Annotated in this window: 22 protein-coding genes; 6 read left to right on the top strand and 16 right to left on the bottom strand. The window is 61.9% G+C overall.

What is annotated here, in order from left to right:
• Positions 1-57: 57 nt before the first annotated feature.
• Complete coding sequence (gene tadA, locus FQ668_RS04735) at positions 58-537, bottom strand: tRNA adenosine(34) deaminase TadA (RefSeq protein ID WP_012051365.1); 480 nt, start codon at positions 535-537, stop codon at positions 58-60.
• On the bottom strand, positions 537-1,916 hold the full coding sequence (locus FQ668_RS04730) for a multicopper oxidase family protein (RefSeq protein WP_014589877.1): 1,380 nt from the start codon (positions 1,914-1,916) through the stop codon (positions 537-539). Before FQ668_RS04730 ends, tadA begins: the two co-directional genes overlap by 1 nt.
• Positions 1,917-2,216: 300 nt before the next feature.
• Between FQ668_RS04730 and FQ668_RS04725 the strand changes: the two genes are divergently transcribed.
• Complete coding sequence (locus FQ668_RS04725; RefSeq protein ID WP_119714111.1) at positions 2,217-4,091, top strand: LTA synthase family protein; 1,875 nt, start codon at positions 2,217-2,219, stop codon at positions 4,089-4,091.
• Positions 4,092-4,185: 94 nt separating this feature from the next.
• Here FQ668_RS04725 and guaA read toward each other — a convergent pair whose 3' ends face one another.
• The 4 genes from guaA to FQ668_RS04705 form a co-directional block, all read right to left on the bottom strand.
• The gene (gene guaA / locus FQ668_RS04720; RefSeq protein ID WP_010952209.1) at positions 4,186-5,763 is read right to left on the bottom strand and encodes a glutamine-hydrolyzing GMP synthase; all 1,578 of its coding nucleotides are present in this window, start codon (positions 5,761-5,763) and stop codon (positions 4,186-4,188) included.
• 78 nt (positions 5,764-5,841) lie between these two features.
• Positions 5,842-7,311 carry an IMP dehydrogenase gene (gene guaB / locus FQ668_RS04715; protein WP_003255025.1) on the bottom strand — a complete coding sequence of 490 codons (1,470 nt, stop codon included), beginning with the start codon at positions 7,309-7,311 and terminating at the stop codon, positions 5,842-5,844.
• A gap of 86 nt (positions 7,312-7,397) precedes the next feature.
• Positions 7,398-7,955: a hypothetical protein gene (locus tag FQ668_RS04710; RefSeq protein ID WP_014589875.1), complete on the bottom strand. Its 558-nt coding sequence runs from the start codon at positions 7,953-7,955 to the stop codon at positions 7,398-7,400.
• 47 nt (positions 7,956-8,002) lie between these two features.
• Positions 8,003-8,758, bottom strand: a complete 756-nt coding sequence (locus FQ668_RS04705; protein ID WP_014589874.1) for a sulfite exporter TauE/SafE family protein — start codon at positions 8,756-8,758, stop codon at positions 8,003-8,005.
• A 97-nt stretch (positions 8,759-8,855) separates the two neighbouring features.
• Between FQ668_RS04705 and FQ668_RS04700 the strand changes: the two genes are divergently transcribed.
• From FQ668_RS04700 to leuA, 4 genes are all read left to right on the top strand, one after another.
• Entirely contained in the window at positions 8,856-9,734 is an 879-nt protein-coding gene (locus FQ668_RS04700; RefSeq protein ID WP_144179898.1) for a LysR family transcriptional regulator, read from the top strand.
• A gap of 80 nt (positions 9,735-9,814) precedes the next feature.
• Positions 9,815-11,194, top strand: coding sequence for an exodeoxyribonuclease VII large subunit (gene xseA / locus FQ668_RS04695; protein ID WP_026031907.1), 1,380 nt, complete (start codon positions 9,815-9,817; stop codon positions 11,192-11,194).
• Between the two features lie 3 nt (positions 11,195-11,197).
• Positions 11,198-12,025 (top strand): M23 family metallopeptidase, encoded by an 828-nt coding sequence (locus tag FQ668_RS04690; protein ID WP_014589871.1) that lies wholly within the window; start codon positions 11,198-11,200, stop codon positions 12,023-12,025.
• A 432-nt stretch (positions 12,026-12,457) separates the two neighbouring features.
• A complete protein-coding gene (leuA, locus tag FQ668_RS04685) occupies positions 12,458-14,131 on the top strand; it encodes a 2-isopropylmalate synthase (RefSeq protein WP_014589870.1) in 1,674 nt (557 codons plus the stop codon).
• Positions 14,132-14,532: 401 nt separating this feature from the next.
• Here the strand turns inward: leuA and FQ668_RS04680 are convergent, their stop codons facing one another.
• From FQ668_RS04680 to zwf, 3 genes are read right to left on the bottom strand one after another with little or no spacing between them, the layout of a single operon-like run.
• Positions 14,533-15,213, bottom strand: a complete 681-nt coding sequence (locus FQ668_RS04680) for a bifunctional 4-hydroxy-2-oxoglutarate aldolase/2-dehydro-3-deoxy-phosphogluconate aldolase (RefSeq protein WP_014589869.1) — start codon at positions 15,211-15,213, stop codon at positions 14,533-14,535.
• A gap of 17 nt (positions 15,214-15,230) precedes the next feature.
• A complete protein-coding gene (pgl, locus tag FQ668_RS04675) occupies positions 15,231-15,944 on the bottom strand; it encodes a 6-phosphogluconolactonase (RefSeq protein ID WP_134697476.1) in 714 nt (237 codons plus the stop codon).
• The gene (gene zwf / locus FQ668_RS04670; protein WP_010952201.1) at positions 15,931-17,400 is read right to left on the bottom strand and encodes a glucose-6-phosphate dehydrogenase; all 1,470 of its coding nucleotides are present in this window, start codon (positions 17,398-17,400) and stop codon (positions 15,931-15,933) included. Before zwf ends, pgl begins: the two co-directional genes overlap by 14 nt.
• A gap of 211 nt (positions 17,401-17,611) precedes the next feature.
• Between zwf and hexR the strand changes: the two genes are divergently transcribed.
• On the top strand, positions 17,612-18,475 hold the full coding sequence (hexR, locus tag FQ668_RS04665) for a DNA-binding transcriptional regulator HexR (RefSeq protein WP_169774905.1): 864 nt from the start codon (positions 17,612-17,614) through the stop codon (positions 18,473-18,475).
• Here the strand turns inward: hexR and FQ668_RS04660 are convergent.
• The 7 genes from FQ668_RS04660 to FQ668_RS04630 all read right to left on the bottom strand — a co-directional run bounded on the left by FQ668_RS04660 (position 18,468) and on the right by FQ668_RS04630 (position 26,503).
• On the bottom strand, positions 18,468-19,322 hold the full coding sequence (locus tag FQ668_RS04660) for a D-hexose-6-phosphate mutarotase (protein ID WP_003255044.1): 855 nt from the start codon (positions 19,320-19,322) through the stop codon (positions 18,468-18,470). The genes hexR and FQ668_RS04660 overlap by 8 nt on opposite strands.
• A gap of 117 nt (positions 19,323-19,439) precedes the next feature.
• Positions 19,440-20,783: a carbohydrate porin gene (locus tag FQ668_RS04655; protein WP_004575641.1), complete on the bottom strand. Its 1,344-nt coding sequence runs from the start codon at positions 20,781-20,783 to the stop codon at positions 19,440-19,442.
• Positions 20,784-20,823: 40 nt separating this feature from the next.
• Positions 20,824-21,978 carry an ABC transporter ATP-binding protein gene (locus FQ668_RS04650; RefSeq protein ID WP_014589866.1) on the bottom strand — a complete coding sequence of 385 codons (1,155 nt, stop codon included), beginning with the start codon at positions 21,976-21,978 and terminating at the stop codon, positions 20,824-20,826.
• Positions 21,979-21,981: 3 nt separating this feature from the next.
• A complete protein-coding gene (locus FQ668_RS04645; protein ID WP_019438113.1) occupies positions 21,982-22,827 on the bottom strand; it encodes a carbohydrate ABC transporter permease in 846 nt (281 codons plus the stop codon).
• Positions 22,820-23,728, bottom strand: a complete 909-nt coding sequence (locus FQ668_RS04640) for a carbohydrate ABC transporter permease (protein WP_003255050.1) — start codon at positions 23,726-23,728, stop codon at positions 22,820-22,822. The genes FQ668_RS04645 and FQ668_RS04640 overlap by 8 nt, the downstream gene beginning before the upstream one ends.
• Positions 23,729-23,861: 133 nt before the next feature.
• Positions 23,862-25,148, bottom strand: a complete 1,287-nt coding sequence (locus FQ668_RS04635) for an ABC transporter substrate-binding protein (RefSeq protein ID WP_019438112.1) — start codon at positions 25,146-25,148, stop codon at positions 23,862-23,864.
• 104 nt (positions 25,149-25,252) lie between these two features.
• Complete coding sequence (locus FQ668_RS04630) at positions 25,253-26,503, bottom strand: AGE family epimerase/isomerase (protein ID WP_019438111.1); 1,251 nt, start codon at positions 26,501-26,503, stop codon at positions 25,253-25,255.
• Positions 26,504-26,610: the final 107 nt, after the last annotated feature.

The raw sequence follows: 26,610 nt of genomic DNA, 5'->3' as shown, positions 1-26,610 counted from the left end.
ACAAGATTTGCGCAGAGCCTGCAGGAGCGGACTTGCCCGCGAAGAGCCCGGTGCAGCTCAAGCCTTGGCCCGGCGGGCCTTGAAGAAGTCGCTGAGGATCTGCCCGCACTCTTGCGCCAGCACCCCACCCTCCACCATCACCCGGTGGTTGAGAAAGCCTTGGCCAAAGAACTGCCCCTGGCTCTGCACGATCCCGGCCTTGGGCTCCAGCGCGCCAAACACCACGCGCATCACCCGCGAATGCACGATCAACCCTGCACACATGCTGCACGGCTCCAGGGTCACATACAGTGTGCTGCCGGGTAGCCGGTAGTTGCTGGCCGACCTGGCTGCCGCCCTGATCGCCACCATCTCGGCATGCGCGCTGGGGTCACTGTCGATGATCGGTCGGTTGAAACCCTGGCCGATCACCTGGCCATGCTGCACCAGCACCGCCCCCACCGGTACCTCGCCCAGCGCCGCGCCTTCGGCGGCCAAGGCCAGCGCCAGACGCATGAATTCCTGATCGCGACTGCGATCGATGATCTGCGGGCGCATCAGACCACCGCGATCGCGGCCATCAGGCCGGTTTCCATGTGGTCGATGACGTGGCAGTGAAACATCCAGGTCCCAGGGTTATCCGCCACCAGTGCTACCTGGGCGCGCTCGTTCTTGCCCAGCAAGTAGGTGTCGGTGAACCACGGTTCCTTGATGTCGTGACGGTTGGAGGCGATCACCTTGAAGCTCATGCCATGCAAGTGGATCGGGTGCTGATACTGGGTCATGTTCTTAAGCTCGAAGATGTAGCTCTTGCCTTTCTGCAACGTGGCGATGGGGCGGTCGGCGCAGGTCTTGTCGGTGATATCCCAGGCCTGGCCGTTGATCTGCCACATGCTCGACGGTTTGCCAGGGTCAGGGGTGACAGAGACGTTGGCCGCCCACTCGAAATTGAAGTTCAGCTTTTCGGCATTCTCCAGGTCCGGCTCGGCGATCGGATTGGGCGGCAGCGCTGGCGGCCAGTCACTCGGCACGTCGTTGCTGGCCACCGAACGCAGGGTGCCCAGGCGCACGAAACCGTCGCGCAGGGAAATTTCCTCACCCGCCTCGGGAATGCGGATGGCGAGGCAGATACGCATGCCCGGGCCTAGCCAGTACTCATCCAGCGCTCGCGGGGTCACCGGGTTGCCGTCAAGGGCATAGATTCTCGCCTCGCAGTTGCCCTTGAGGTTGAGGCGGTAGGTCCAGGTGTTGTCCAGGTTCAGCAGGCGCACCCGCACCACCTGGCCGGCCGGTAGCTCGGTGATCGAGTCGGCCTGGCCGTTGATGGTGATCAACCGCCCGGCAGTGCCGTTGCGCGCGGCCTCGCGCGGGATGCTGAAAGGCAGCCATGCGCCCTGCTCGTCCACATGCCAGTTCTTCAGGCTCAGCGTACGCTCATGCAGGAACCCGGTGGGTTCACGCTCCTCGACGATCAGCGGCCCGACCAGACCGCGGCCTAGCTCCTCGGAGCTGCTGACATGGGGGTGATACCAATAGCTGCCGGCGTCCGGCACGCGGAATTTGTAATCGAAGTACTCACCAGGCTTGACCGGCAGTTGCGAAACGTATGGCACACCATCCATCTCCAGCGGCAGGCGGATGCCGTGCCAGTGGATGGTGGTTTCGACCGGCAGGTGATTGATGAAACGCACCCGCAACCAGGTGCCTTGGCGTACCCGCAGTTCGGTGCCAGGTGCCGATGGGCCGAAGGCCCAGGCTTCGGTCTTGAAACCCGGCACCAGCTCCACTTCCAGTGGGGCGGCAATCAGCTCGTAGTCGTGCCCGGCATTCTCGTCCTCGACCTTGCCCAGCCAGTAGCGCGCCGCGCCCCCGGCGCCCAGGCCTACCACAACCAGACCAGTAAGGCCTTTGAGCATTTGTCGACGGGTAAAGGACATCGGTGCGGGTACCTCGTTTCTGCGCAATCAGTCTGCCAGCAGGGGCTGGTGATGAAGGGCGAATACGATACACCTGCATTTGCGAAATATTAAGTGAAGTCTTGTCGCACGACCGGTTAGCGGCCGCGATCGCCAGTGGCAACCCGCTCCCCCCTCGGTACCCAACCAACGCCCCGGGGCTGGCTTGTCGAATTCAGGATGGGCTGCTTAAGTCTAAAAACGGGGTGCGCAGGTGCTGGCCTTTTGCCCGCCTATCGCGTCAGACAAGACGCCAGCTCTGTGAATGCGAAGGTAGACACCATGTGGCTCAGGAATTCATTACTGCACATCTCGCTCCTGCTCGCCGCAGGCCTGCTGCTGGCACCGAAGATCATCCTGATCGAGTTTTTCTCCCATCGATGGGTGGAGACCGGTGTTTTCGATATTGCCCTGTACTTGCTTCAAGACGTGCTGTTAGTGGTCGCCCTCTATGTGATTGCCGCCAACACCATTACCAGAAACAAATTCAACTTCTATCTGTTGAGCATCGCCTCAGGCGCCTTGCTGCTGTTCCTGCTGGTGGACATGCGTGTTCGGGAGCTATGGCTGAAGCCTCTGGACTGGCAACTGATAAGCTACAGCCTGCAAAACGCAAGCAACCTGACCTCCGGGGCCGAGGTATTTCTCACGCAAGCTGCCGGTTTCGGGCACACATTCAGGTTCATTGTCTTTGTGCTTTTTCTGGCTTACCTGGCGACCTGGTCTTTCGCTGGGCTGGCAACCTGCATCGCTTATAAAGAACAGCGCACCCGCACAGTAAAGAAAAGACAGCACCTCTGGGCATCACTGCTGGTGATAGGCGCCCTGCTCTTCGGCTCCATCCATGCCAAAGACGCGCGCTATCACCTGAACGAAAACATTGTCATCAGCCCGCTGGTCACAACACTCAGAAACACCACTTCCTTGACCGCAGCGCCGCATAGACCATCGCTGCCATTCGAACAACCCGCCTACCCGCTGACCAGCGTCAACGAAATCCGAAAACTTCAATCTCACCCCACGCCAGACTTCAAGAACCTGGTCTTCATCGTTCTGGAGTCAGTGCGCTGGAACAGCGTGTTTGCTCCCGACATCAAAACCGCCGAGCGGTACCCCACCTTCGATAAGCTCGCTCGGGAGGGCATGCTCTTCAAATCGTACGTCTCAGTGCCTCACTCGTCCAAAGGCTACCACGCGATCCTGACGGGGCTGCATGCCTACCCTGATATTGAAGTCAAAGAGGCCATGCACCTGCTACAACCCAGTGTCATCCATGAGCTGAAGAACAGGAAAAACATGGAAGCCGTCGCCTTCAGCTCGCTGTACCTGCAGTTCGAAAACATGGAGGGCTTCCTGAAATCCATCGGTGTGTCGAATGCTTACGCAGTTTCGGAGCTCGCCGAGAATCGCTCAAAAAACGCCAGTAGCTTCGGTGAGAGTGATGAACAGCTGTTTTCGTCCAGCATCTCTTACCTGGAAAACATCAAAAAGAATGGCAAGGGTTTCATCGCGCTCTACTTCCCAAGCGCAGCCCACTACCCCTACCAATGCAGCCAAGGGCCCCCATTACGGAGCGAGCTGGAAAAGTATGAAGACTGCATAGCCAAAACAGACAGCGTACTGAGTGAAATGCTGACATCCTTCGACAAGCAAGGCCTTCTGGACTCGACATTATTCGTGCTCGTGGGTGACCACGGTGAGTCGTTTGGTGAGCACGGTCTGTTCATCCACAACGCTTCCATGTACGAAGAAGAAGTGAGCGTACCCCTGATTTTCTGGGGCAAGGGAAAGTCACTGCCCAAACCCGCCTCAACGATCAGTCACCAGATCGATATTGCGCCCACGGTTGCCGATTTTTTTGGTGTGACCGATTCCCCCCTCTCTGTACAAGGCATCAGCTTGTTGAGGGAACATGGGAAACGCACATTCTTCATGTCCACGTTCTTTGACCAACTGGCGTCAGCCTTGGTGGAGCACCCTTACAAATACATATACGAATTCAGTTCGGACACCCTGACTAAATACAATATCGAGGATGACCCGCAGGAAAAGCACCCGCAACGCGTGGAGGGTGATGAGTTCATCGCAGTGAGAAGCAGGCTGCTTTCCTATAATGCCTACCAGAAAGCGCTATTTGCCAGAAAGCCAGAAGGATAAGCAATCTGAACGAACAAGAACCAGAAAGCCCGCAATTATGCGGGCTTTCTGGTGTATCCGTGCCTGCGGGTACCAGCCTGAGCTGGCTACCCGATCATTCCCACTCGATAGTGGCTGGCGGCTTGCTCGACACATCGTAAGTAACGCGCGAAATACCGTCGATTTCGTTGATGATACGACCGCTGACTGTTTCCAGCAGCTCGTACGGCAGGTGTGCCCAACGCGCAGTCATGAAGTCCACGGTCTCGACGGCACGCAGGGCCACGACCCAGGCGTAGCGACGGCCGTCGCCGACGACGCCGACCGACTTGACCGGCTGGAACACCACGAACGCCTGGCTGGTCTTGTGGTACCAGTCGGCCTTGCGCAGCTCTTCGATGAAGATGTGGTCGGCGCGACGCAGGATGTCGGCGTATTCCTTCTTCACTTCACCGAGGATACGCACGCCCAGGCCCGGGCCCGGGAACGGGTGGCGGTAGACCATGTCGTATGGCAGGCCCAGCTCCAGGCCGATCTTGCGCACTTCGTCCTTGAACAGTTCACGCAGCGGCTCGACCAGCTTGAGGTTCATTTCCTCCGGCAGGCCGCCTACGTTGTGGTGCGACTTGATCACGTGGGCCTTGCCGCTCTTGGCGCCAGCCGACTCGATCACGTCCGGGTAGATGGTGCCCTGGGCGAGGAACTGGATGTTCTCCAGCTTGCTGGCTTCGGCATCGAACACATCGATGAAGGTGCGGCCGATGATCTTGCGCTTCTTCTCAGGGTCGGCTTCGCCTTCCAGGTTGTCGAGGAACTGCTTTTCAGCGTCGGCGCGGATCACCTTGACGCCCATGTTCTCTTTGAACATGGCCATCACCTGGTCGCCTTCGTGCAGGCGCAGCAGGCCGTTGTCGACGAATACGCAGGTCAGCTGGTCGCCGATGGCGCGGTGCAGCAGCGCGGCAACCACCGAGCTGTCAACGCCGCCGGACAGGCCCAGCAGAACGTTGGCCGAACCGACTTGCGCACGCACCTGGGCGATGGCGTCTTCGACGATGTTGGACGCCGTCCACAGGGCTTCACAGCCGCAGATGTCCTGCACGAAGCGGGACAGGATGCGACCACCTTGCTTGGTGTGGGTCACTTCGGGGTGGAACTGCACGCCGTAGTAGCCGCGGACGTCGTCGTACATGCCGGCGATCGGGCAGCTTGGGGTGCTGGCCAGAATGTTGAAGTTGCCAGGCATCTGGGTGACCTTGTCACCGTGGCTCATCCACACGTCCAGGCCCAGCACGCCGTCGTCGTCAACGTGGTCTTCGATGCCGTCGAGCAGGCGGCTCTTGCCGACAACGTCCACGCGGGCATAACCGAACTCACGCAGGTCGGAACCTTCTACCTTGCCGCCCATCTGCTCGGCCATGGTCTGCATGCCGTAGCAGATACCCAGCACAGGCACATTCAGGTCGAACACGGCCTGCGGAGCGCGCGGGCTGTTGGCTTCGTGGACCGACTCGGGGCCGCCGGCGAGGATGATGCCGCGCGGGTTGAATTCGCGGATCGCTTCATCGTCCATGTCGAACGGGTGCAGTTCGCAGTACACGCCGATTTCGCGCACGCGGCGGGCGATCAGCTGGGTGTACTGGGAACCGAAATCGAGGATCAGGATGCGGTGAGCGTGAATGTCGAGGGCCATGACTCAATCTCGTCAGTGGAAATCGGAAACGACGCGGGGCTGTCATGACAGCCCCGCTTTATGTTGTAGCTGGAAGCCTCAGCCTACGCGGTAGTTAGGGGCTTCTTTGGTGATTTGCACGTCGTGCACGTGGGACTCGGCCATGCCGGCACCGGTGATGCGCACGAACTCCGGCTTGGTGCGCATTTCTTCGATGGTTGCGCTGCCGGTGTAGCCCATGGACGAACGCAGGCCGCCCATCAGCTGGTGGATGATCGCGGCCAGGGCGCCTTTGTAAGGAACGCGGCCTTCGATGCCTTCCGGTACCAGCTTCTCGGCGCCGGCCGAGGAGTCCTGGAAGTAACGGTCGGACGAGCCTTGCGCCTGTGCCATGGCACCCAGCGAGCCCATGCCGCGGTAGGCCTTGTAGGAACGGCCCTGGAACAGCTCGACTTCACCCGGGGCCTCTTCGGTACCGGCGAACATCGAACCCATCATCACGCAGGAAGCACCGGCAACGATGGCCTTGGACAGGTCACCGGAGAAGCGGATACCGCCGTCAGCGATCAGTGGCACGCCAGTGCCTTCCAGTGCTGCGGCGACGTTGGCGATGGCGCTGATTTGCGGCACGCCGACACCGGCAACGATACGAGTGGTGCAGATAGAGCCAGGGCCGATACCGACCTTGACCGCATCGGCACCCGCTTCGGCCAGGGCCTTGGCGGCAGCGCCGGTGGCGATGTTGCCGCCGATCACCTGCACTTGCGGGTAGGTTTCCTTCACCCAGCGTACGCGGTCGATCACACCTTTGGAGTGGCCGTGGGCAGTGTCGACGACGACGACATCAACGCCAGCCGCCACCAGGGCAGCAACGCGCTCGCCGGTGTCCTTGCCGGTGCCGACGGCGGCGCCGACGCGCAGGCGACCTTGGTCGTCCTTGCTGGCCAGCGGGTAAGCCTTGGCCTTTTCGATGTCCTTGACGGTCATCATGCCCTTGAGGTTGAACTTGTCGTCAACGATCAGGACTTTTTCCAGACGATGCTTGTGCAGCAGCTCGCGAACTTCGTTCTTGTCGGCGCCTTCGCGGACGGTGACCAGGCGCTCTTTCGGCGTCATCACGTCGCGAACCTTGGCGTCCAGGCGATTTTCGAAGCGCACGTCACGGGAGGTGACGATGCCGACCAGGTCGCCGTTAGCCAGTACCGGCACGCCGGAGATGTTGTTCAGGCGGGTCAGCTCGAACAGGTCGCGCACAGTGGCATCGGCGTCGATGGTGATCGGGTCCTTGACCACGCCAGCCTCGAACTTCTTGACCTTGCGCACTTCGCCGGCCTGTTGTTCGATGGTCATGTTCTTGTGGATGATGCCGATACCGCCTTCCTGAGCCATGGCAATGGCCAGACGCGCTTCGGTCACGGTATCCATGGCAGCGGAAACCAGCGGAATGTTCAGCTCGATGCCACGGGTCAAACGGGTCTTGAGACTGACTTCATTGGGCAGTACCTCGGAATAGCCAGGTACAAGGAGGATATCGTCGAAGGTCAGGGCTTCTTGGCTGATACGCAGCATCGCGGGGGCTCCCGGGCGGGAAAAATGGAAGCGCGCCATTATACTCATGCATGGCGCGCCGCTCAATGCAAAATAAGGGCCTTCGGTCAGGCTTGTGGCAGTTTTACCTGCACCACGGCCACCGGCTGGTCGAGCCAGTCGGCGAAGCTGTCGAGAAAGGCCTGGGTGAACCCTGCCTCGCCCCAGTTGTTGAAGATGAACCCCAGGTTGGAAAAGGCACATGGCTGCAGGTAAATGAAGCCATTGATGTCATCTTCGAAGCCGCACAGTGGGCAGGTGAAGTTGTCGCTCACTGCCGGCATCCACTCTTCCAGGCTTTCGAACAACGGCTCGCCTACCTCGCGCCGGCACTCCGGGCAACCGGCTTCTTCGAGGAAGCCTTCGGTGGGGGTATAGATGCAGCGCTTGAGCATCACTTCCAGGCCGTTGACCGGCTCGTCGAAGGGCAGTTTTTCCGGGTGCAGGGCCACTTTGCGCGCCCCTGCCGCCAGGGCATGGCCCATTCGGTTGCCGGTGCGGCCACAGGTGGTCAGCTGCTCCTCGACGACCTTCTCGCGCACCAGCCAGCGCAGGATGGCGCGGGCACGGGCTTCATGCGCCGGGACGGTAGACAGCTTTGGAACGATGATGCTCTGGGTGTTCATGAACGGGACAAGCCTGAGAAACGCCGGTAATGACGCAATTCTACCGCTCAGGCGCTCAGGTAGCGACCAATCAACGCCAGCCCACTGGCCAGCACCAGCCAGGTCACCAGCCGTACGAACGCTTCGCGGGACAACCGGTTGGTCAACCGACGCCCTACCCAAAGGCCAATGAACATGACAGGCAGCAGGCAGGCGGCGAGCAGCAGCAGGCTTTGGTCGGCATAGACACCGGCGATCAGGAACAGCGACAGACGCACTATCGTACTGCAGCTGATCAGCGCGCTCTGGGTGGCGCGTACCTGTTCCTTCACCTCCAGCCGTGCGCTCAGGTAAAGGGCATATAGAAACCCGCCGCTGCCGAACAAAGCCCCGAACAACCCGCCTGCCGTGCCCATCGGCATCGCCCAGAAGCCGGACAGGCTGGCTGGCCTCACTTTCACTGCCAGCCCGTAAACTGCATAGGCAGTCACGAATACCCCCATCAACAGCAGCAACAGGTCGGACTTCAGTTGCAGCAGGAACACCACGCCCAACGTACAACCCAAGGCCATGAAGGGCAGCAGCCGCAGCAATTCACTGCGGACCACATCCCGGCGCGACGGCAGCAGGTTGCCGAACGCGGCCACGAAATCCAGCAGCACCAGCAACGGGATGATGCGTGACAACGGCATGAAGTGAATCAGCACCGGCCCCGCCACGAGTGCAGTACCGAAGCCGGCGATGCCGAAGACGATGTAGGCCGCGGCAATGGCGAACAGGATCGGCAGCCAGTCAAGGCCGGAAAACGACAGTTGGGCAAGCATGGCAGCAGTTCCTGGGAAGACAGGCAAAGGTTAGCCAGCCATGAGCCATGCCGACTAATATGCCTTTAGCCCAAAAGCCATCTCGAAAAGGCATGACATGACGTCGATCCGACAATTGCGTTACTTCGTGGAAATCGCCGAGTGTGGCAGTTTCAGCAGTGCAGCCGAGGGACTGTACGTCGCCCAGTCGGCCCTCAGCCGGCAGATCAAGGAACTGGAGCAGCAACTGGGCACGCCGCTGTTCGAACGCACGGCGCGCCTGCCTCGCCTGACGCTGGCCGGTCAGGCCTTTCTTGAACGGGCGCGACGCTTGCTGGCTGACCTGGCACAGGCTGAGCGGGTTACCCGTGACATTGGCCAAGGGTTGCAAGGCAGCTTGCGCCTGAACCATTCCAGCACCGTGCCGCTGACCGGCGGGCTTCTGGCTCGCCTGGGGAACTACCTGAAGCACAACCCGGGGGTTTCGCTGGAGATTGCGCAGCAGTCATCGGAGGCACAGCTGGAAGACATTGCTGCCGGACGGCTGGATATCGGCCTGTTGCGCTTGCCGGTGCTGCGCCAGCATGAAGGCGTGGTGCTGCATGAATTGTTCGACGAACCCTTGTTGCTGGCGGTCGCCGCTGGGCACCCCTTGGCGGGTACTCAGTACGTGCAACTGGAGCAATTGAAGGAAGAACGCTTCATTTCCATCCCGCACCGGGATCGCGGTGGCTTGAGCTACCTGTCTGCCTCGTTGTGCATGGGGGCAGGGTTCTTCCCGCAGGCGGCGCAGGTGCTGTCACGCAAGACTACGCAGTTGCAGCTGATACAGGCGGGGTTTGGGGTTGCGTTGTTGCCAGAGTGCATGAGGCAGATCGCACCCGCTTCGGTCAGCTTCGTGGCACTGGAAGGAGATTGCCAGAGCACAGTGGCGCTGGCCTGTCGCCGCGATGCGGGGCAGATAGCCCGGCAGTTCGTAACGGCCCTGCAGGCCTGAACCTTGTTCTTTGCCGGCACACCTGCTCCAACGGGGCCTGGGACAGACAACCGGGGCCGATGTCATTTATGATGCCTGCCATGATCAAAGACCCTTTCGAACGACTCGGGCTGGACCGCGAGGTCCTTACCGTCAGCCAACTCAACGGCCGCGCCCGCGTGCTGCTGGAAGACGTTTTCCGCAGCGTGTGGGTGGAAGGCGAAATCTCCAACCTCGCCCGCCCGGCGTCCGGCCACATGTACTTCACCCTCAAGGACAGCGGCGCCCAGGTGCGTTGTGCGTTGTTCCGGCAGAACGCCACGCGGGTACGCCAGGCGCTGCGCGACGGCCTGGCGGTGCGGGTGCGTGGCAAGGTTTCGCTGTTCGAGGGACGTGGCGACTACCAACTGATTCTCGACACCGTCGAGCCAGCCGGTGATGGCGCGCTGCGCCTGGCTTTCGAGGCCCTGAAGGAAAAGCTCGGTGCCGAGGGGCTGTTCAGCGCCGAACGAAAGAAGCCACTGCCGGCTCACCCGCAGCGCATCGGCATCATCACCTCGCCCACTGGCGCGGTGATCCGCGACATCATCAGCGTGTTCGGCCGCCGTGCCCCGCAGGTGGAGCTGAACCTGATACCTACGGCGGTACAGGGCCGCGAAGCCATCGCGCAGATCGTACGCGCCATCCGCCTGGCCGACAGCCTCGGCTTCGATGCGCTGATTCTGGCGCGGGGTGGGGGTTCGCTGGAAGACCTGTGGTGTTTCAACGAGGAAGCCGTGGCGCGTGCCGTGGCCGCCTGCGTCACGCCGATTGTCAGCGCCGTGGGCCATGAAACCGACGTGTCGATCAGCGACTTCGTGGCTGACGTGCGCGCGCCCACACCGTCTGCTGCCGCCGAGCTGCTGGCCCCTGACAACAGCGGCCTTCGGCAACGCCTGGATGGCCTGCAACGGCGCCTTCTGCTGCGCATCCAGAACCGCCTGACCCACGACCGCCTGCGCCTGGAGTCACTCACCCGGCGCCTGCGCCACCCAGGCGAGCGTTTGCGCCAGCAGGCTCAACGCCTGGACGACCTGGACATGCGCCTGCGTCGTGCGTTCATGCTCAACCTCAATCAGCGCCGCGAACGACTGGCACGCCTGGACGCCCGCCTGGCCGCACAGCATCCAGGGCGTAACCTGAAACTGCTGAACCAGCGCCTGGACAGCCTGGCCGAGCGCCTGCCACGGGCCATGCGCGAGGTGCTAAAGGACCGTCGCCAGCGGTTCCAGGCCCAGTTGCAGACACTGCAGGTGGTCAGTCCGCTGGCCACCCTGGCCCGCGGATACAGCATTTTGCTGGATGAACAAGGCCAGGCCATTCGCAGCGCCGAACAGACCCGCAACGGCCAACGCCTGACCGCCCGCCTGAACGAAGGCGAGCTGCTGGTGCGGGTCGAAGACAACCACCTGACCCCGGTCACCCTCTCACTACTGGACTGACACATGCCCCGCGTGCTCGCGCCCCTGCTTGCCCTTTCCCTGCTGCTGTTGGCCGGCGGCGCCCAGGCCAGCTACATCACCCGCACACTGAACAAACCGGTACCCGGCGGTGTGGCAGTCGTCGACCTGGGCCCCGCCACCAGCGCACCCAGCGCCCGTTTCGACGGCAAACCGGTGCTGGTGGTGAAGGAGCAGGACAACTGGCTGGCCATCGTCGGCATCCCGCTGACCCAGAAGCCCGGCACCGCAGTGCTGAACCAGGGCGGGCGCACCCTGCCTTTCAGCGTAGGCAGCAAGAAGTACCCTGAGCAGCGCATCACCCTGAAGAACACGCGCCAGGTCAACCCGAACCCCGCCGACCTCAAACGCATCGACCGCGAACTGGCCGAGCAGATCAAGGCCTACCGCAGCTTCAGCCCGAACCTGCCGAGCAACCTGATTCTCGATAAGCCAGTCAACGGCCCGCTTTCGAGCAAGTTCGGCGTGCGCCGCTTCTTCAACGGCGAAGAACGCAACCCGCATGCAGGGCTGGATTTTGCGGTGCCGGCAGGCACGCCGATCAAGACACCCGCCAATGGCAAAGTGATTCTGGTGGGGGATTATTTCTTCAACGGCCGCACGGTGTTCGTCGACCATGGGCAGGGCTTTATCAGCATGTTCTGCCACATGTCGAAAATCGATGTGCAGGTCGGCCAGCAACTGCGTCGTGGCGAGGTGGTCGGACGCGTGGGCTCGACCGGGCGGGCTACCGGGCCGCACATGCACTGGAACGTCAGCCTGAACGATGCGCGGGTGGACCCGGCGATTTTCATTGGCGCGTTCCAGCCCTGAAACTGCGGCGCCTGCTTCGCGGGCACGCCCGCTCCCACAGGTACAGCGAAGCCTTCAGACACAGCACAATACTTGTGGGAGCGGGCATGCCCGCGAAGAGGCCAGCACAGTCGACAGCAGTTCAACTGTGTTGCGCCATCGAAAAATACTGCGCAAACATCAATAAGCGCCCAGCAGATCCAAGCCATAAAATCTCGCCTAATCACTTTTTTTAAGCATTCCTCTCAATTTTTCCCGAACGCTTGCCATCCCCCACCCCACTGGTTAAGTTTGAAGGCATGAAAACCTTCAGCACCCTCATCCTGCTCCGACAACATCGCAGCCTCTGCCTGGTCAGCGCCCGACTACCAGACTGAATCGCGTCGCCTCGCCTCTTCATATCGTTATCGCTCGGCAGGCCCGATCTCGGCCGCACACAAAAGGATTGCTTCCATGACCATGCTCAAAGACCCTTCGAAGAAATACCGCGCTTTCCCGACCATCGACCTGCCTGACCGTACCTGGCCGTCGAAGACCATCACCCAGGCACCTATCTGGTGCAGTTCCGACCTGCGTGACGGCAACCAGTCGCTGATAGAGCCGATGGACTCGGAGAAGAAACTGCGCTTCTGGAAGACCTTGGTGCAGGTTGGCGTGAAGGAGATCGAAGCCTCGTTCCCGTCTGCCTCACAAACCGATTTCGACTTCGTGCGCACCCTGATCGAGGACGGCCACATCCCGGATGACACCACCATCCAGGTGCTCACCCAGGCACGTGAAGACCTGATTGCCCGTACTTTCGAATCGCTGCGCGGTGCAAAGAAGGCCATCGTCCACCTTTACAACGCCACCAGCCCGTCGTTCCGCCGCATCGTCTTCAATCAGGACAAGCAAGGCGTGAAGGAAATCGCGGTGAACGCGGCCAAGCTGTTCGTCAAGTACGCCGCCCAGCAGCCAGAAACCCAGTGGACCTTCCAGTACTCGCCAGAAACCTTCAGCGCCACTGAAATGGAGTTCGCCAAGGAGGTCTGCGACGCGGTCATTGAGGTGTGGAACCCTACCCCTGAACACAAGATCATCCTCAACCTGCCGGCCACCGTGGAAGTGTCCACGCCAAATATCTACGCCGACCAGATCGAGTGGTTCTGCCGCAATGTCAGCCGCCGCGACAGCGTGATCATCAGCCTGCACTGCCACAACGACCGTGGCACCGGCATCGCTGCCACCGAACTGGGCCTCATGGCCGGCGCCGACCGTGCCGAAGGCTGCCTGTTCGGCAACGGCGAGCGTACCGGTAACGTCGACCTGGTGACCTTGGCACTGAACCTCTACACCCAAGGCATCGACCCGTTGCTGGACTTCTCCGACATCGACGGCGTGCGCAAGGTAGTCGAAGAGTGCAACCAGTTGCCGGTGCACCCGCGCCACCCGTATGTGGGTGACCTGGTACACACCGCATTCTCCGGCTCGCACCAGGACGCCATCCGCAAGGGCTTCGCCAAGCAGCAGGAAGGCGAATTGTGGGAAGTGCCATACCTGCCGATCGACCCGGCCGACATCGGCCGTAGCTACGAGGCGGTGATCCGCGTCAACAGCCAGTCGGGCAAAGGCGGCATTACCTACCTGCTCGAGCAGGAATACGGCATCAGCCTGCCGCGCCGCATGCAGATCGAATTCAGCCAGGTGGTGCAGGGTGAAACCGACCGTCTGGGCCTGGAAATGACCGCCCAGCAAATCTACAGCCTGTTGCACAAGGAATACCTCCAGGCCAACGCGCCATACGCACTGGTCAGCCATCGCCTGCAGGAAGAAAACGGCCACAGCGCCGTGGAAGTGGAAGTTGCCGGTGAAGGCGAAACCACCCTGCACTGGCGCGGCAAGGGCAACGGCGCCCTGGAAGCGCTGGTGGCCGGTTTGCCGATTTCGGTGGAAATCATGGACTACAACGAGCACGCCATTGGCGCTGGCACCAATGCCAAGGCCGCGGCCTATATTGAACTGCGCGTAGCCGGTGGCCGCCCGGTACATGGCGTGGGTATCGATGAGAACATCACCACGGCCAGCTTCAAGGCCCTGTTCAGTGCGCTGAACCGCTCGCTGAGCCAGCAGGAAGCCAAGGCGGCCTGAAGCCTGGAATGAGGGATGAGAAAGCCCGCATCGTTTGATGCGGGCTTTTTTGTGGGCCTGGACTGGCCTTTTCGCGGGTAAACCCGCTCCTACAACGGCCTTCGCCCAATCACCAATGTGTGTGTCCACCACCGATCAGGTGTAGGAGCGGGTTTACCCGCAAATACGGAGGCCACGGCAACGGTGAACGGCCAGGGATATTGGCCAGCAGGCCCGGCCCTTTCGCGGGTAAACCCGCTCCTACGACGGCCTGTGTCCAACCTCCGGTGTATGTCCACCGCAGATCGGTGCGTAGGAGCGGGTTTACCCGCGAAAAGGCCAGCACAACCACTGCAAATACCCCAGGCAAAAAAAAGGGGCGCCGACCAAGCGCCCCACAAGCCGTAAAGCACACAACTGTTTCAGATGGCGTCCAGCAGCGCCATCGCCTCGGCACTGCACGCTTCGATACGCGCCCAGTCACCGTTCTTGATCCAGCTGCTATCGAGCATCCAGGTTCCCCCCACGCACATCACGTTTGGCAGAGCCATGTAGTTGCGCACGTTGGCCGGGTTCACACCGCCGGTGGGACAAAAACGAATATCGCCGAACGGGCCACCAAAGGCCTTGATCGCCGCTACGCCGCCGCTGATTTCCGCCGGGAACAACTTGAACCGGCGGTAGCCCAGGGCATAGCCCATCATGATTTCGGACGGCGTGCTGATACCCGGCAACAGCGGAATTTCACTGTCCACGCCAGCCTCGAGAATGTCCTGGGTAATGCCAGGGGTAACGACGAACTGCGCGCCCGCAGCTTCAACCGCCGCGAACATGCTGCGGTCGAGCACGGTACCGGCACCGACACACAGCTCCGGGCGCTGCTCACGCAGCACTTGAATGGCCTTGAGGCCATGCTGTGAGCGCAGGGTCACTTCCAGGGTACGGATACCGCCAGCGGCCAGGGCGTCAGCCAGCGGCAGAATGTCTTCCTCACGAGCAATGGTGATTACCGGCAGGATGCGCGCCTTTTTGCAAATGGCGTCGATCCGCGCGGCTTTATCAGCCATCGAGAGCTTGGGCTGTGGGCGTTCAAGGGTGGTCATGACTGTGGATCCTTGGCTCATGGGCACCAGTAGATGTCCAGGGGGTCGTGAAGAAAAGCGCGAATCGGCATTTCAGTAAGGTCGTTGCCCGCCAGCGCGGCGCGCAGGGTAGCGAGTTTGCCCTGGCCTTGCACAGACAGCGCGATGAAGGCCGCGCTGGCCAGCAGCGAACGGGTCATCGACAGGCGCTGGTGCGGCACGCTCGGTGCCAGTAGTGGCAGACAGCGGCGTGGGCCGGCCGGGTCCAGGCCTGCTTCCAGGTTGGGACTGGCGGGGAACAGCGAGGCGGTATGGCCATCATCGCCCATGCCCAGCACCAGCACGTCGATCAGCGGTAGCTCGGCCAAGGCCTGGTCAGCTTTGAGCGCAGCTGCATCAAGGTTCTCCGCCTGCTGGTACAGGCCAACGAAACGGGCCTTGGCCGCTTCGCCCTTCAACAGGTGGCGGGCCAGCAGGCCGGCATTGCTGTCGGCGTGCTCCACCGGCACCCAGCGCTCATCAGCCAGGCTGACGATGACCTTGGCCCAGTCCAGCTGCTCGCTGGCCAGCTTCTCCAGGAACGGCACCGGGCTGCGGCCGCCAGACAACACCACACAGGCCTGCCCCTTGGCAGCAATCGCGGCGCGCAGGCGCTCAGCCACATCATGAGCCAAGGACACGGACAGTGCCTTGGCATCCGCCAGTTCATGAGCCTTCACGGCCGCTGGCAGTTTCAATTCAGATATCCCCATACCACGCCCTCCCATCGCGTGTGATCAGTGCAATCGAGCTCATCGGCCCCCAGGAGCCCGCCGCGTATGGCTTGGGCGCATCGCCCGCGTTACGCCAGCCGGCGATCAACTGGTCGCACCACTTCCAGGCGTACTCGATTTCGTCCTTGCGCACGAACAGGTTCTGGTTGCCGCGCATCACTTCGAGCAACAGCCGCTCGTAGGCATCCGGAATTCGTGCACTGCGCCAGGCATCAGAAAAATTCAGCTGCAATGGGCCACTGCGCAGTTGCATGCCCTTGTCCAGGCCCTGCTCCTTGGTCATCACCCGTAAAGAAATGCCTTCGTCCGGTTGCAGGCGGATGATCAGCTTGTTACCGATCTGCAAACGCTGTTCCGGGGCGAAGATGTAGTGCGGCGTTTCCTTGAAGTGAATGACGATCTGCGACAGCTTTTGCGGCATGCGCTTGCCGGTTCGCAGGTAGAACGGCACGCCCGACCAGCGCCAGTTACGGATGTCGGCGCGCAGGGCGACGAAGGTTTCGGTGTCACTCTGGGCGTTGGCGTTGTCTTCTTCCAGGTAACCCGGCACCGGTTTGCCTTCGCTGTAGCCGGCAATGTACTGGCCGCGCACCACACTGGTGCTCAAACCGTCACCAGTGATCGGTGCCAGGGCCTTGAGCACTTTCACCTTCTCGTCGCGGATGGCATCGGCGGACAGTTCGCTGGGCGGGTCCATGGCGATCAGGCACAGCAACTGCAGCAGGTGATTCTGGATCATGTCGCGCAGTTGGCCGGCCTTGTCGAAATAACCCCAACGGCCCTCGATACCGACCTTTTCCGCGACGGTAATCTCCACATGGGAGATGGAGTTCTGGTTCCACTGGGTTTCGAACAGGCTATTGGCAAAGCGCAGGGCAATCAGGTTCTGCACCGTCTCTTTGCCCAGGTAGTGGTCAATGCGGTAGACCCGGCTTTCAGGGAAGAACCGCGCCACGGCATCGTTGACCCGGCGCGAGGATTCCAGGTCGTGGCCAATAGGTTTCTCGAGCACTACCCGGGTGCGCGCAGCCAGCCCGACCTTGTCGAGGTTTTCGCAGATGGCCCCATACACCGCCGCCGCCGTGGCGAAGTAGGCGATCAGCGGCAGCTCGCCCGGCAGTTGCTCGGCCAGGGCCTGATAGCCCTCGGGCTGAAGGAAGTCCAGGTGCTGGTAATTCAGGCGGGCAAGGAAGCGCCCCAGCGCAGCAGGCTCGATATCTGCCTCGGGCACGTGCCGGCGCAGGTGGGCTTCGATGCTGTCCAGGTGCTCCTGCGCACTGCCGACCTCACGGGCGAGGGCCAGCAGGCGGGTGTCCGGGTGCAGCAGGTTGGCCCGGTCGAGCTGGTAGAGCGCAGGAAACAGCTTGCGCAATGCCAGGTCGCCGAGGGCGCCAAACAGGGCAAAGGTGCAAGGTTCGACACTGATTGCGGCCATGATGTTGGTTCTTTCCTAAAGTTGGTCTAGGAATACCGCTTTCACACACGGTTTTCAAGGGATAATGTAGTAAAAACCACAACATTACACACAAGTGTTACAGACAAGTGGTACGCCAACCGCACCGACAGTACGATAGACGACCGTGCAAAAAGCCTGCTGCTCACACAGCCGGCTGTCTTCCCGACCCAAGGACACACCCATGGACCGCGTGCGAAACCTCCTGGAACAGATCCAGGGCCGCCTCGACGAGCTGAACAAGGCCGAACGCAAAGTCGCCGAAGTCATCCTGCTCAACCCGCAACAAGCCACCCGTTTCAGCATCGCTGCGCTGGCCCAGGCGGCCAAGGTCAGCGAACCGACCGTCAACCGCTTCTGCCGCTCGTTCGGCGTCAGCGGCTACCCCGAGCTCAAGCTGCAACTGGCGCAGAGCCTGGCCAGTGGTGCCGCCTATGTCAGCCGCGCAGTAGAGGCCGATGATGACCCGGCCGCCTATACCCAGAAGATCTTCGCCAGCGCCATCGCCTCGCTTGACAGCGCCTGCCAGCAACTGGACCCGCAGCAGGTCAGCCGCGCCGTGGACATGATGATCCAGGCCCGGCAGATCCACTTCTTCGGCCTCGGCGCCTCAGCCCCGGTGGCCCTGGATGCGCAGCACAAGTTCTTCCGCTTCAACCTGGCCGTGTCGGCCCACGCCGATGTGCTGATGCAGCGCATGCTGGCCTCGGTCGCCCACACCGGCGATCTGTTCGTGATCATTTCCTACACCGGGCGCACCCGCGAACTGGTCGAAGTGGCGCGCCTGGCACGTGAAAACGGCGCTTCGGTGCTGGGCCTCACCGCCGCAGGCTCGCCACTGGCCAATGCCTGCAGCCTGAGCCTGCACATTCCGCTGCCGGAAGATACCGACATCTACATGCCAATGACCTCGCGGATCATCCAGCTGACCGTGCTCGATGTACTGGCCACCGGCATGACCTTGCGCCGCGGCGTGGACTTCCAGCCTCACCTGCGCAAGATCAAGGAAAGCCTCAACGCCAGCCGTTACCCGATCGAGGACGACGAACTCAACTGAGCCGGTGCGCCTGCAAACGCAGGTGCGCACGCTGCCCAGGTGCCAGGCTCAGGCCTTCGCCACTGCCGCTGGTCGCCTCGACGCAGACAAAACGCTGCGACTCGCGGCCAGTCACCCCCATCAGCGGGCGATTGCCAGGGTGCCAGACCACGGTGTCGTCGCTGTCACCGGTGTCGATGCACAGCTCGCGCTGCCAGGCCGGGTCCTGCAATTGCACCCGTGGCGTACCGGGGTAGACCTTCTGGCAGCCGCCCTTGAGCTTCAGCGCGCCATCTTCACGGCAAGCCTGGCGGTTGAGGCGGTCGTAGCCCTCAATATCTTCCAACCCAGACAGCGCTATCTCGGACACGTCACTGATGCGCCAGTACGCCAGCAGCGCATGGCTCAACTGGCAGGGTTCGCTGTCCTGATGTTCGGTGCTCAGGCTCAGCTCCATGCGGCTACCCAGCCGGGCATGCAGGTCGACCTGCCAGTCGCACAGGTCCAGCCGCCATTTCAGGGTCACGCCCTCCTCGTCCTCACGGCTGTCCACCAGCTTCCAGTCCAGCAACCGCGCCCAACCGTGGGCCGGCCACAGGTCTTCGCTGGGATGACGGCCATACCATGGCCAGCACACCGGCACACCACCGCGGATCGCCCCCACCTGCGGCCACTGTTCGGCGCACCACAGCCACGGCCGTTCACCCGCTGGTTGAAAGTGCAGCAACTGCGCGCCCTGGCGGCTGAACACCGCCTGGCAACGGGGGTGATCGATGATCAGGACATCGCGCTGCTGATAACGCTCCCACTCGAATGTCGGCCGGGGCCGCTGCGAGGAAAAGAAGCGATGGAGCGGATGTTCGGGCATGGTTCAGAGCTCTTGTTGTTTGAGATAGCGCTGTCTCGGCCTATCCCCAACACCCACTGCAGACCAGTGGGTGCCGGGGACCGAAAATGGATTGGCGTAAATTTACAACAAGTTGCCTCAGAATGACGACTGAATCTTCAAGCCAGCGACCAGCGCGTTATCCACCTCGTCCACCCCGCCAGGGCTCTTGATGTACTGCAGGTTGGGCCTCACGGTCAGCCAGTTGGTAACGTGGAAGCCATAGTAGAGCTCTGCGTTGTATTCGGTGCGCTGCAGCGGCACGAAACCTGGGTTGTCGTAATCGTTGATGCCGCTCTGTGCGTTAAGCAGTTCGGCACGCTTCTTCACGTCGTCATTCACATGAATACGCGCCACGCCGAAGCCGATGTCATCCTTGGGCCGGGCGTCGAAAGCGCCTTTGTAGACCAACCCCACCTGCTGGTAGTTGTCGACCACGTTGGTGGCCTTGTCGTGCACGGTGAAGTTGGCGAACAGGCTGAGGCCCCGGTTGACGTCGCCACCGTGGGCAGTGACCTGCTGCTGCGCCACCACCCACCATCCGTGCTTGCTGGAGTGCGACTTGAAGGCTTCACCTGTCAGCGCCTGCGGGTTGCCGTTGACGTCGTCGTACACATCGTCAGCCTTGGCCGTGCTGTAGTAGTAACCCAGGCGGTACTCGCCCGGCAGGCCATTGACCTTGGGCGACCACACCGCTTCCACCGGCAAGATCGCACCCTTGGTACCACTGCCGCTGAGCTTGAAGCCGTTGCCGGTTTCCAGGTTGGAAGGGTTCTGCTCGAAGGCCCCGACCTGCACGAAGAACGCCGGGGTGATGTTGTACTTCACCCGCAGCGCCCACTGGCTGACCGGCCAGTTGTACCAGATGCCGCCCACCCAGTTGCCCACCTGCGAGCCGCAGAAGGCCAGGTTCTGGAAGTCGCAAGGGAAGCTGTTGAAGTCCTCGCCCTCGCCAAAACGGCCAAATTTCACGTCCAGCGCGCCGTCGAAGTACTTCTGCTTGATCCACATCTGGGTCAGGCGCCAGGTCTGGCCACGGCCCCACACCTCCTGCACCGAGCTGAACTGCCCCGCGCGCGGGTCGCTGATGCGGTCGTTGGACAGGTTGCGGCCGCTTCGCTCGGTGATCGCCAATTTGAACTCGGCATCATGCCAGCCCAGTATCTTCTGCAAGTCCAGATGCGCGCCGAGGGCGAACTGGTCGCTGTAGCGTGCAGTCTTGTCGTCGTTGTAGCCGCCGTGCAGGTTGCCAGCCACCTCACCCACATAATCGAGCGTGAAGTCATAGCCCTTGTCCAGCAGCTCGGTCCGGGTGCCGCCCCAGTCGCCGGTCATCCATTTGGATTCACTGGAAAAAGCCTCGGCAGCCTGTGTACCGCTGCTGCCTACAAGTGCAAGCAAGGCCAGCGATCCCAGTGTCTTGATGCGTTTGCGCTGTTCCATCCCTTTGCGTCCTCTTTTTCTTATTGATGGTGTAGACGAGTCAACGGCCTTTGAAGTGAGCCACGTTGTCCTTTGTAGTTGCGCCAGTGCTGGCCAGGTGCAGGCGCTCGCCATTGGCAGCGTCGAACAGCAGCACCCGGGCCGGGTCGAATTGCAGGTTGAGGGTGTCACCCACCCGGCACGCCACATCTGGCGCCAGGCGGCAGCACACTTTGGTCTGGTTGAGCGTGACGAACACCAGCAGGTCCGGCCCGGTGGGCTCTGTCACCTGCACCTCGGCGCGGATAGCCGGCAAACCATTGCCGTCAGCAGCGCCCAGGGCGATCTGCTCAGGGCGGATGCCGAGGATGATCTCGCGCCCCTCAAGCGCGTCAGCAGCTTCCCCCAAGGGCAGTTCGCAGCGCGCCTGGCCGCTGTCGAGCAGCGCCAGCAAGCGGCCATCCTGCCTGGCCAGACGCACCGGAATGAAGTTCATTGGCGGCGAACCGATAAAGCTGGCCACGAACTGGTTGGCCGGGTCGTTGTAGATCTGCTGCGGGGTGCCGAACTGCTGGATGATGCCGTCCTTCATCACCGCCACCTTGTCGCCCAGGGTCATGGCCTCGATCTGGTCATGGGTGACGTACACCGTGGTGGTCTTCAGGCGCTGGTGCATCAACTTCATTTCAGTGCGCATTTCGACCCGCAGCTTGGCATCGAGGTTGGACAGGGGTTCATCGAACAGGTAGATCTTGGGTCGCCGCGCCAGCGCCCGGCCCATGGCCACACGCTGCTGCTGGCCGCCGGACAGCTGCGCCGGCTTGCGCGCCAGCAAGTGTTCGATCTGCAGCAACTTGGCTACCCGCGCCACTTCCTCGTCGATGGCGGCCTGGGGCAGCTTGCGGATCTTCAGGCCGAACTCGATGTTCTCGCGCACGCTCATGGTGGGGTACAGCGCATAGGACTGGAACACCATGGCGATATCGCGGTCCTTGGGGCTCATGCCACTGACGTCCTGCTCGTCGATGAGGATGGCGCCGCCGGTGATCTGCTCCAGGCCGGCGATACAGTTCATCAAGGTCGACTTGCCGCAGCCCGACGGGCCCACCAAGATCAGGAACTCGCCGTCCTTGATCGACAGCTGGATGTCCTTGAGGGTGTCCGGCAGGCCGCTGCCGTAGGTCTTGTTCACATTGCGAAGTTCGAGCGTTGCCATGGCTTACCCCTTGACCGCGCCGGCCGTCAGCCCGCGCACGAAATATTTGCCTGCCACCACGTAGACCAGCAGGGTTGGCAGGCCAGCGATCATTGCTGCCGCCATGTCGACGTTGTATTCCTTGGCCCCGGTGCTGGTATTGACCAGATTGTTCAGGGCTACGGTAATCGGTTGCGAGTCGCCGCTGGAGAACACCACGCCGAACAGGAAATCGTTCCAGATCTGGGTGAACTGCCAGATCAGGCAGACCATGATGATCGGCGTGGACATCGGCAGGATGATGCGGCGGAAGATGGTGAAGAACCCGGCACCGTCCAACCGCGCGGCCTTGACCAATGCGTCGGGGATGCTCACGTAGAAGTTGCGGAAGAACAGCGTGGTGAAGGCCAGGCCGTAGACCACATGCACCAGCACCAGGCCGCTAGTGGTACTGGCCAGGCCAAGCTTGCCGAGGGTGAACGAGGCCGGCAGCAGCACGGTCTGGAACGGCAGGAAACAGCCGAACAGCAGCAGGCCGAAGAACAGTTGCGAACCTCGGAAGCGCCACATCGACAGCACATAGCCGTTCAGTGCACCAATAGCGGTGGAGATCAGTACCGCGGGCACGGTGATCATGATCGAGTTCCAGAAGTAACCGCTGACCGCTCCCCAGGCCTTGACCCAGCCTATGCCGGTAATCACTGCAGGCCAGCTCAGCAGGTTGCCGGTGGTGATGTCTTCGGGGGTCTTGAAGCTGGTCAGCAGCATCACCACCAGCGGTACCAGATACAGCAGCACGGCGATCAGCAATACGCCATGGATGACCATACGGCTGAGGCTGAGCACCGGCTTGTCGACAGGACTATGCATGGCGTTTGCTCCGCAGCTCCGAGTACAGGTAAGGCACGAGGATCGCCAGGATTGCCCCGAGCATCAGGATGGCGCTGGCCGAGCCCATGCCCATCTGGCCGCGGCTGAAGGTGAACGAGTACATGAACATTGCCGGCAAGTCGGAGGAGTAACCCGGGCCGCCGGCCGTCATTGCCGCCACCAGGTCGAAGCTCTTGATGGCGATGTGCGAAAGGATCATCAGCGCGCTGAAGAACACTGGGCGCAGGCTGGGCAGCACCACGGTCCAGTAGATGCGCGGCAGGCTGGCGCCATCCATCTGCGCAGCGCGGATGATCGACGGGTCGACGCCACGCAAGCCGGCAAGGAACATGGCCATGATGAAGCCCGAAGCCTGCCACACGGCCGCGATCACCAGGCAATACACCACCCGGTCGGGATCGATCAGCCAGTCCAGGCGAAAGCCCTCCCAGCCCCAGTCGCGCAGCAGCTTGTCCAGGCCCATGCCCGGGTTGAGCAGCCACTTCCAGGCCGTGCCGGTGACGATCATCGACAGTGCCATAGGGTATAGGTAAATGGTGCGAATGAAGCCCTCGCGACGGATGCGCTGGTCCAGCAGCACCGCCAGCAACACACCGATGGCCAGGCTGATGGCGATGAACAGGCCGCCGAACAGAAGCAGGTTCTTGCTCGCCACCCACCAGCGGTCGTTGTCGAACAGACGGGCGTATTGCGCAAGGCCCGCCCACTTATAGGTGGGCAGAAAGGTCGAGGTGGTGAAGGACAGCACGAAGGTCCAGAGGATGTAGCCGTAGAAGCCCACCAGGACGATGAACATGCTGGGCGCCAGCACCAGCTTGGGCAGCCAGCGCTGAAGCGCGTCCAGGGGTGAGGCCCGCAATTGGGCGGTGGTCGTAGTCATGTATTGGATCCCGAGGTAGTGGCGGTGCTACGCACCGCTTCGCGGGCAAGCCCGCTCCCACAGGTCCGGCGTCATGACCAGGAACAGTGGGGAGCAGGGCCCATCTGGGAGCGGGCGTGCCCGCGAACAGCCGTTACTGGGCAGCCTTGATAGCCGCCGCCAGCTTCTTCGCCGCATCGGCCGGGTCGGCCTTGGGGTCGTTGATGTAGTTGGTCACCACATCGAAGAACGCGCCCTGCACGGCCAGCGTGGTGGCCATGTTGTGCGCCATGCTCGGTTGCAGGCCGCCCGTTTTTGCGTCGGCCAGGAAGTCCTTGGCGGAGGTTTGAGCACAGGCATCGAAACCATACTTGCCCATGTCGGCGAGCATGTCGTTACGCACAGGGATCGACCCTTTGTTGATGCTGAAGAGTTTCTGGAAGTCCTCCCCCAGTACTTTGCGCGCAATGTCCTGCTGCCCGGCAGAGGTGCCGGCGTTGTTCTGCTTGAACACCACCAACGAGTCGATGTTGTACAGGAAGGCCTTGTCAGTACCGGGGAACGGCACGCACTGGTAATCCTTGCCGGCGGTTTTCTTCGCCAGGGTCCATTCGCTCTTGGCCCAGTCGCCCATGATCTGCATGCCGGCCTTGCCGTTGATGACCTTGGCGGCTTCCAGGTTCCAGTCCTGGCCCTTGCCGTCCGGGTCCATGTAGGTGGCGACCTTCTTCAGCTCGGTCAGCGCCTTGACCATCTGCGGCCCGGTCAGCGTTGCACTGTCGAGGTCGACCAAGGCCTTCTTGTAGCCATCGACGCCCATCACCGACAGCACCACGCTTTCGAACACTGTGCTGTCCTGCCAGGGTTGGCCACCATGGGCGAGCGGGATGAAACCGGCGGCCTTGAGCTTGTCGGCGGCGGCATAGAACTCATCGAGGGTGGCGGGCGCCTTGTCGATGCCGGCCTTCCTGAACACTTCGGGGTTGATCCACAGCCAGTTGATACGGTGGATATTCACCGGCACGGCGACATAATTACCCTTGTACTTCACGGTGTCGGCGACTTTCTTGTCCAGCAGGGTGCCCCACTTTTCTTCCTTGGCCACGCCCTTGAGCACATCCTCATCCAGCAGGCCGGTGGCCGCCCATTCCTGAATGTCCGGGCCCTTGATCTGCGCAACACCCGGCGGGTTGCCAGCTACTGCGCGGCTCTTGAGCACGGTCATGGCCGTGGCACCACCGCCGCCGGCAACGGCGCCGTCCTTCCAGGTGAAGCCGTCTTTTTCGACCTGGGCCTTGAGCACATCGACCGCTGCTTTTTCACCACCGGAGGTCCACCAGTGCACCACTTCGACGCTGCCTTTGGCGTCAGCAGCCTGGGTACCCAAAGGGATCAACGAGAAAAAGGAAATTGCGGCAGCGAAACGGAGCGTGGAATTCATCGAAGCACCTTTCTTGTTGTTATGCCGTGCAAGTCGATCGCTTGCGTTGCATGAAGTCTAAACAGCACGCCCGCCTCGTCAGGTAACGAAGCGATGCGTGAATGTCATCGTTTGGTTACATTGCCGGCCAGGTTGCTGGCCAGGCTGGGGGCCAGGGGCAAACCTGGCAGCAGCAGCGCCTGGTAGGCGTGATAGAGGTCGGGCTTGCCCGGCCAGAGGGTGCCGGCCGGCTGGTTGTGCGCATCGAGTTCGTGGTGCCAACTGCCGCCGACGGGGTCGATGAAATGATTGCCGATAAAGTCCCAGCAGCAGCGGTACCACTGTTCGTAGTGCGCCTCGCCGGTGCGTTGCAACAGGGCTGCCGCAGCGGCGCAGGCCTCGGCGTGCACCCAGTGCAGTCGTGCATGCACCACCGGGCGATCAGCCCAGTCCAGGGTGTAGACGAAACCCGGTTCGCCATCGACGCCCCAGGCCTGTTGGCAGGCTGTGTCGAACAATGCGCGGGCACACGCTTCCAGCCATTGCGGAGCATGCAGACCGGCCTGCTCGAGACCGGCCTCCAGATGCAACAGCAACCGTGCCCACTCCAGGGCATGCCCGGGTGTAGTGCCATAAGGCCGGAAGTGGTCGGCGGGGTGTTCGAGGTTGTAATCCGGCAGCGGCTGCCAATGGGCATCGAAATGTTCGATCACCCGATAACCATTGGCGGCGGCATGGGTACGGATGATGCGTTCGGCGATGCGCAGGGCGCGTTGCAGCCACAGGCTGTTGCCGGTGGCATCTGCCAAGGCCAGGAAGGCCTCGGTCGCGTGCATGTTGCTGTTGGCGCCCCGGTACTGCTCGGGGAGCTGCCAGGCGCGGGAGAAGGTTTCCCGCAGAGCACCTTCGTCTTCGCTCCAGAAATGCGCTTCGATCACCTGGATTGCGTCTGCCAATAGCGTATTGGCGTCGACAGCGCCGGCCACCACCGCCGAGCTGGCGGCCAGCGCGACGAAGGCATGCAGGTACGCCGCCTTGCCGCTATCGTCGTGGCCGCCAGGATGGGCGAACCAACCGCCGTGGGTGGCATCCTGCATGGCACCGCGCAGCGCTGCCACACCGTGCTCGGCATAGGCCAGGCTACCAGGGATGCCCTGCAGGTGGGCCAAGGCAAAGCAATGGGTCATGCGGGCGGTGTTGATGGTTTCAGCACGGGCACCGGGGGCGAGTTGCCCATTGGCATCCAGGTTACCGAAACCGTCGGGTAGTTTCGCGGCCTCGGCAAAGGCCAGCAGGCGCTGTGCTTCAGCCAGGCGCCAGGCGGTGTGGGCCGGGGCATTGAGCCAGCTGTTAACGGACAGGTTGAGGGGGGTCATGGGCCAGCTTGATCCTTGCCAGTCGTTTGCAAATTCTAGCCAGCGGGGTCAGGGCGGATGTCACGAAGGACGACGGGATTGTCACCGGGCAGTGACATTTTGGGTGC

This window comes from Pseudomonas sp. Kh14 (assembly GCF_900291005.1).
Classification (GTDB): domain Bacteria; phylum Pseudomonadota; class Gammaproteobacteria; order Pseudomonadales; family Pseudomonadaceae; genus Aquipseudomonas; species Aquipseudomonas alloputida.
This window is presented reverse-complemented; position numbering and strand designations above follow the sequence as displayed.